A 5,382-nucleotide genomic window follows, 5' to 3' on the forward strand; every position below is an offset into this window, starting at 1 on the left:
ATCGAACGCTGTCAACGAATTAGTTGGCCACTACATTTTAAAAATTCCCCGAAACCAGGGTTAATAATTTCAATAACTTATGCCCTAAAAAATACCTAAAAACCGTACCCAACTGTCGAAGATGAGTGTGAAGGATGCTTGGGACAGAATAAGCCTTTACGCCCGTCGTCCTTGAAGCGTGCCCCGCAAAGAGGACAGCATTGGTCGCTATAGATCCCGCCGGCCATGCACAAACCCCACCTCTGAGTAGAGGAAAAAGCATAGCACGGAGCCGGGACTTTTGTCAAAGCGCGGATTCCACCAAATCTGTTTGCAGTTTATAGGTAATGGTTTATGGGACCCTCAATGTTGGCGACCTCTTTCACCAAGTCGCCTACCCAGTTCCTCAAGATATCCCGGTTGATAATTTTTCCGTGTTTCATCAGATACGCTGAGCCCTAAAAGCGCGGTCGGAAAAGCCATCCAGGGTAGCTCTCCAACCCTCCTCTCAGAAATCGACAGTGGAGTAGGTAAAAGCATCAAGCTCGATGATGTATTCTGCACATACTTTTTGTTATTGTGCTCGTGCATTATCATTAAGCCGTTCGCCATTGATGTAGTTTTTTTTTAACAATTTTTAAGTTACCCAGGAGATTGCTGACTCGCTCCGAACAGCTTAAATAGCGTCTGGTGGCTTACCTTTTACCGATTGTATCGCTTTAAATATTCTGCGATCCGTCGCCAGCCCATACCTTTAGATCGAAGTTGCAATACCAACTCGCGATATTGTAAAAGCAGCTTGGAACTTTTTGGACTGGATTTAGCTTGTTTGCTTGCTTTTATCCGTTTGATGCGAATATCACTGATTTTTTGTAACTCCTGCTCAGAGCTATCTGATTTTCTTCTTATGGCCTGAGCTGTTTCCAAGTGGTGCATTTTGCTTAATGCTTTAATAAAACATGAATAGAAGACCTCGGGCAACTTGTTATTGTTTTCTATTCCACTTTGCTTTAATAAGTCTAACCCGAACTTAATGGCCTCGATTTGCACCTGCTCCGCCTGACGGCCCCAGTATCTAGCCATCTTTGCCCGTATTTCTTCAGGCATGTTGGTAAGGGTTTTAACTAGCTCAATGTCAAAGTTATACATTGCGTTCTCCTGGTTCTATTTGAGATATCTCTCGGTTATATCACCCCGATTATGTCCCATTTCGTAGGCCACTTGAACTAAGGCTTCCTCCCTGGTCCGCCCGCTTTGCTGGAGAGCCCGGAATCTCTCCTGAGCATAATTCCACCGTAGCCCATGGCTGCCAGTGTATTTTTGCCCGGATTTGTCGGCTGCTGCTTTTATGGCTAAACGATACTGGTTACGGGAAAACGTAAATTTTCCATAGTTTGGGTTTAAGTTTTCGATTACCAGTAACCGGTAGTTTTCATAAGGTGTTGATTGACGAAATTCTGAAATGCGGTCTTTTCCGCCTTTTCCTTTAATAATCTCAAATCGTTTGTTCTCTAAGAATTGCTCTGGTAGTACATGATCTAACTCCGAGATTCTCGCTCCAATATCGTATTGTGCTGCCGCTATTGTCCGATATAAGGGATCGGATATCGCTTTTATTAAACCGACTGGATCTTGATAAGCTCTAGTTTGGACAGAGCGATCCAGTACATCTCTGGCTTCTATCTTTGACGCCTGAATTTCAGCGGTCCAATCGTAATTGACATTGTTTCCCTGCTGATGTTCCCATTTATTGAGTCCCACTGAGAGTTTTTCCAGGGCTGAACAGTAAGTATTGAATGATCCGTATCTGAGGCCATCAGAGATTTTTGCGTCTAAGAAGCTGCTCACAATTTCAGGTGATAATTTTGTAATATCCTGAACAGCAAATGTTTCTTTTCCATAACGTAGTGCTTCAATCCAAACACTCCGATACAAATTTGCTGTGCTGAAGCTGTGGATTCCCAGATGCTGGCCTACCTCATGCCAGGTCTTGGCCCCAGCGGTCCGGGCTGCTTTTTTAGCTCGATGTTTCGATGTTCCAAAAACAGTAAGTAATTTAACCAGTTGAGATGCTTGATAGATGGGTGATCCGCGCATGACAAACCTCTCCCTATGATTGAAACTAGGTTTAACATTCCGCACTTTTTTTCAGGTGGTTTGCGTCCCACCCCGCTGGTTTTTCAGGTGGCAGCGGCACCTTGCAACGGTGTTTATTGTTTCCAGGCATCACCTCCGCTCAATTTTTCGTGCTGTTTTAGGTGCTTTTTTCCTTCTTTTCGCACCATATTTTCAATGCGCCCCAGCACAAAAGCGCGTCATTTTTTACGGTCTATTCATTCAGTCTTAGCTGTTAAATGATTTTATATAGAGAACATATTATCGATATATTATAGGTAGTTATCTACCATCTCAGTTTTTTTCACTTGTTTTCTTTACGGGAAATTTTTACGCCTATTGTGCCTTCGAAGCCCGTCCTCCGCCCCCCCCTCTTAGGCCCTTGATGAGGATGCCATTTCCCTTGGCATTCAGTGAGAATCGAAGGTGATTCTTTACCACGCTCCGTGCACTGCTAACCAATTTCTCTGGGATTTCGTTCCATCCCACTTGAATTCTAAACCGGCGTGTACTGGGAGCCTGTTAGATTACAAATGCTGGGAAGCCTGCGCCACCTTTTGAAACTTCGCAGCATCCGGACTAATGGCGCTTTTCGCCGGTCCCCCGCGTGTCACGTAAAGACGCGCTTGTACAGGTGGCAAGTATGGAGAATTCCCAGGATAGGGGCCTGTTAACTTATTATTTTGCGGAATTATACTTGGGCAGACCGCTACAATAGCTGTAGAGGCCTTTTGGGGAAAGGTGGTCGAAGTGCGACCAATTCTGGTGCTTAGGACATACCTCCGAGTATATACCTCGGCCTAGATACCCCTAAGGTCTTGGTAGGCTTTAAATTAACTGTTTTCCCAAGGGCTTCAACCCTCGAGAATTTCTTTTGGGCAGATTTGGCGGGCCTTCGCTGTCTCCGCCTCCTTTTGGGTTTTTCTGGGGGGGCAGAGACGCACGTACCTCTCTCAGGGGTATAACCTTCTCCTCCCCCCTGATTGGGGTTTTCATCTCGCTCTTTGGCAGCTTTAGAAGTTTTTCCTGCCGCCAATTTCCATTATTGTATTAAAATTTTCTTAAGCATGAACATCTCCTGCACGTTGAACGCGGCAGGAGGAAATCATGCGCCCCGGGCCCGGCAAGAATTCTCACCAGCGGGGTCTTATCTTTTTTGGCAGCCGCCGTCTAAGGGCAGCCGCTCTCTCTTTTTTCGGCCACCATCTGAGGGCAGCCTTTTCTTTTTCTCCCAGCTTGCCTCTCGGCTCGCCGCTGTGCGGCAGGTGGCTGGGACACCCTTTGAATGAGCATATCCTAATCAACTCATTTTTTAATGTCAAGGCCTGTTGTTTAAATTGTGCTCCCCTCTCTAACATTTTTCTCCAGACTGTCAGAGCTTATTCTGAGTGGCTCACCAAGGTTAGGCTTTGTTCTTTCCCTCCTCTGGATCAGGTCATAATTTAACAAAAGTGCCCATTTGGTTAAATTTACCCCCCCGCCCGGGCACTTTTATCCCTTCTTTTAATTTGACTCCTGCCCTGATTCTCCCCTATAATTTAACAAAAGATTAAACTGTTAAATTATCCCCCTTGCCCTCACTGTTCACTGGAAAGGAGGGGGAGGAGAAGAAAACTGGTTTGCACTGGTTATTAAGAATATATCTGTTTCTGCCCGGCGCCTCGCTGGCCTGTCTCTTTTCTCTCTAAACCAGGTAACCAGGTTAGGAGCCTTATGACCCCAACCCACCAAAACCTGCCCGCCCGCTGGCAGCAAGCGCAGCTCAAGAAGGCGAGCGGCATTATCCCTTTCTATCTTACGCCGGCGGAAGTGGGCCGAATGGCCGCAGCCGCAGCCGGTCGGCACCAGCTCCGGGACAAGCTCTTGATCCTCACTCTCTTTTGGACGGCGCTGCGGGTGAGCGAGGCCGTGAGCCTGACGCCGGCCATGATCTCCTACCACCATGGGCAGCCCTTTTTCACCGTCCAGGGCAAAGGCAAAAAAAACCGCCTGGTGTCTTGTCCGGAGCCGCTGATCCACCAGCTGCGAAGCTTCGCCTTTAGTCAGGACCTAAAGAGAGATGATCGGTTTTTCAAAATCACCCGAGTCCGAGCCTGGCAGATCATCAAGGAGCTGGGGGAGCGGGCCGGGATCGCCAAGGAGGTGTGGCCACACTTATTTAGGCACAGCGGGGCCATCGAGAGGCTGCGGCAGACCCGGAACCCCAAGTCCCTGCAAATCCACCTGGGCCACAGCTCCATGAGCATGTCCATGCGCTACCTTACCACCCTTTCCGCCCAGGACGCCCTGGAGATCGAAAGCCAGGTGCAGTATCGGGAGGAGTAAGGCAATTTTAATCCTGTAGTTAGCAGAGGAGAAAATCAAAATGCAAGTATCGATTGATGACCTGATAGACAAGGTGAAGGTCATTGCCCAGGGTCCGAACAGCAATGCCCTGGAGAAGTTCATTGATTATCTGTATGAGCAGGAGGGAGAGGTCTTCTCTCCTGAAGACCTGGCCGATATCGAGGAGGGGTTTGCCCAGATAAAACGAGGAGAGTCTGTCACCCTGGAGGAGATGGAAAAGGAACTCGGCCTGTGAGCTATCAAGTGATCTTGAGCCATAAGGCCAAAAAAGCAGTGGAAAAACTGGACAAAACTACCGCCCGGAGGATAAGAGACCGCTTGCGAGAACTGGCGGCCGATCCCTACGATCATCGCTTATCCAAAGAGATGGAAACGGAGCCAGAAAAGCGTTATTCAAGGATCGGGGATTGGCGGATCGTCTACAGAGTGGATGAAGCTGAAAAAATTATTGACGCCGGTACTATTCAGCACCGCAGCAAGGTTTATAAGGAAATAAAAAGATAAGCTGGCGGAGTGAGAGAGATTCGAACTCTCGGACATCACCGGCAAAAAAGGATTCATCTTTTCCGCGCATCATCATGGCATTGGAGGCAAAATTTAAATGGTACCACTGTTTAAAGACCATCTATGATAAGCATAACAAAATCAACAAAGCCCTACACTGAAGCGCGAAGATAGAGCAGCTAAACGCTTTTCAGCGGTGATCATATCCTCCACTAAAGGGATAAACGTGCCCCTCAATCCAGCAGGAGCAAGGAGTGCACCGGGGCCAGGGGGCTGATCAGGCGTATCTTGACGGTGGCCGGGGCGCTGTTGTTCACGTTATCGCTCACTACCAATTGGGCCGTGTAGAGGCCGCGTACGTCCGCCACAAAGGTGGGAGTGGGGGAGGCCGGGTCACTGAGGACGGCGTTGCTGCCGGCCGGCTTCGCAGTCAGGGTC

At 48.2% G+C, this 5,382-nt stretch carries 6 protein-coding genes; 3 read left to right on the forward strand and 3 right to left on the reverse strand.

Annotated features, from left to right (window positions below):
- Nucleotides 1–681: 681 nt before the first annotated feature.
- Nucleotides 682–1,128 carry a hypothetical protein gene (locus AB1467_07285; GenBank protein ID MEW6296057.1) on the reverse strand — a complete coding sequence of 149 codons (447 nt, stop codon included), beginning with the start codon at nt 1,126–1,128 and terminating at the stop codon, nt 682–684.
- 15 nt (nt 1,129–1,143) lie between these two features.
- A complete protein-coding gene (locus tag AB1467_07290; protein ID MEW6296058.1) occupies nt 1,144–2,076 on the reverse strand; it encodes a hypothetical protein in 933 nt (310 codons plus the stop codon).
- Nucleotides 2,077–3,807: 1,731 nt separating this feature from the next.
- Here AB1467_07290 and AB1467_07295 point away from each other — a divergent pair.
- Genes AB1467_07295 through AB1467_07305 form a run of 3 tightly spaced genes read left to right on the forward strand, consistent with a single transcriptional unit; the run spans nt 3,808 to nt 4,944 of the window.
- Entirely contained in the window at nt 3,808–4,419 is a 612-nt protein-coding gene (locus AB1467_07295; GenBank protein ID MEW6296059.1) for a tyrosine-type recombinase/integrase, read from the forward strand.
- A gap of 40 nt (nt 4,420–4,459) precedes the next feature.
- Nucleotides 4,460–4,675, forward strand: a complete 216-nt coding sequence (locus tag AB1467_07300; protein ID MEW6296060.1) for a hypothetical protein — start codon at nt 4,460–4,462, stop codon at nt 4,673–4,675.
- Nucleotides 4,672–4,944 carry a type II toxin-antitoxin system RelE/ParE family toxin gene (locus tag AB1467_07305; protein MEW6296061.1) on the forward strand — a complete coding sequence of 91 codons (273 nt, stop codon included), beginning with the start codon at nt 4,672–4,674 and terminating at the stop codon, nt 4,942–4,944. Before AB1467_07300 ends, AB1467_07305 begins: the two co-directional genes overlap by 4 nt.
- Before the next feature lie 233 nt (nt 4,945–5,177).
- Here AB1467_07305 and AB1467_07310 read toward each other — a convergent pair.
- Nucleotides 5,178–5,382: hypothetical protein (locus tag AB1467_07310; GenBank protein ID MEW6296062.1), on the reverse strand; the 205-nt coding region annotated here is incomplete at its 5' end.

It is taken from the genome of Candidatus Diapherotrites archaeon (genome assembly GCA_040755695.1).
GTDB lineage: Archaea > Iainarchaeota > Iainarchaeia > Iainarchaeales > 1-14-0-10-31-34 > JBFMAK01.

Coding starts and splice junctions, on each gene's coding strand:
- AB1467_07285 (MEW6296057.1), bottom strand. CDS start 1,128: ATGTATAACTTTGACATTGAGCTAGTTAAAACCCTTACCAACATGCCT.
- AB1467_07290 (MEW6296058.1), bottom strand. CDS start 2,076: ATGCGCGGATCACCCATCTATCAAGCATCTCAACTGGTTAAATTACTT.
- AB1467_07295 (MEW6296059.1), top strand. CDS start 3,808: ATGACCCCAACCCACCAAAACCTGCCCGCCCGCTGGCAGCAAGCGCAG.
- AB1467_07300 (MEW6296060.1), top strand. CDS start 4,460: ATGCAAGTATCGATTGATGACCTGATAGACAAGGTGAAGGTCATTGCC.